We start from the raw sequence: 1,170 nt of genomic DNA, 5'->3' as shown, positions 1-1,170 counted from the left end.
CAATTCGCTCACCCTGGCGGAAGTCACCTGCGATGTGGCGGTCAGCCGCACCCTCAGCGCCGCCGCGGACGAGCGCGAACTGGACTTCAGCTGGGCCAGTCCCGGGCCCTGCCGCTGCTGCGCGAACGGGTGCAGCAGCTGGTGCAGGATGCCACCGTGCATTCGGTGATCATCGCCCTGCTGCCGGTGCCCGGCATCAGCGACAACGCACTGCTGGGGGAGCTGGGCCGCTTCGCCGGCTGCGGCAAACCGGTGCTGGTGGTGCTCTCCGGGCGTTCGGACCGCAGCATCGGCACCGGGGTGCACCACGGGCTGCCGGTGTTCACCTCCCCGGCCGCGGCGGTGCGGGCCCTGGACAAGGCGCACGGCTACCGGCAGTGGCTGAACGTCGAACACGACGCGCTGCCCGAACCGGAGGGCATCGACGCGACGGGGCAGAGGACTACCTGAAAACCCTCACCGCCCAGATCCCGGGCACCACGCTGCGCGAACTGGACTACGACCAGGCCAGCACGCTGCTGGCCCACTACGGGATCCCGGTGCTGGAATCCCAGGCGGTGAACAGCGCCGATGAGGCGGTCGCGGCCGCGCACCGGCTGGGCTGGCCGGTGGCGTTGAAGGCCGATGACCCTACCTGCGCCAGCGCCTGGATCTGGGCGGGGTGCGGCTGAACATCACCGACGAACCCACGCTGCGGGCCAACTACGCCCACATGTTCCAGGCCATGGGGCAGTGGGGGGTACAGGCCCTGGAGGTGCAGTCCATGGCCGAGGCCGGGCAGGCCTGCGTGATCCGGGCGGTGGAGGACCCGCTGCTGGGGCCGGTGATCTCCTTCGGGCTCTCCGGGGACCCGGTGAACCTGCTCGATGACTGGGCGCACGGGGTGGCTCCGCTGTCCGTGCAGGACCTGGAGGACCTGATCCACCGTCCACGCAGCAGCGCCCGGCTCTTCGGCTACCAGGGCTGCCGCAGGTGGACCTGGCGGCGCTGAAGGACCTGCTGAACCGGGTGGCGCTGCTGAAGGACAACCACCCGGAGGTGGCGATCCTGAAGATTTCCCCGGTCACCGTTTCCGAACACGGGCTGAGCGTGTTGGCCGCCGAGGTGCAGGTCGGCAACCCGGAACAGCGCACCGACACCGTGCGCCGGGCACTGCGCGGCTAAGCGGCG

2 pseudogenes are annotated in these 1,170 nt (G+C 70.5%); both read left to right on the top strand.

What is annotated here, in order from left to right:
• Positions 1-450: pseudogene (locus JCM19049_RS14825) on the top strand (hypothetical protein); the annotation flags it as partial.
• A pseudogene (locus JCM19049_RS23675) lies at positions 378-1,164 on the top strand (acetate--CoA ligase family protein). The pseudogenes JCM19049_RS14825 and JCM19049_RS23675, both read left to right, overlap by 73 nt.
• Positions 1,165-1,170 lie beyond the last annotated feature (6 nt).

This window comes from Arthrobacter sp. JCM 19049 (assembly GCF_001310435.1).
The sequence above is the reverse complement of the archived record's forward strand: the minus strand, read 5'-3'. Positions and strand labels throughout refer to the sequence as shown.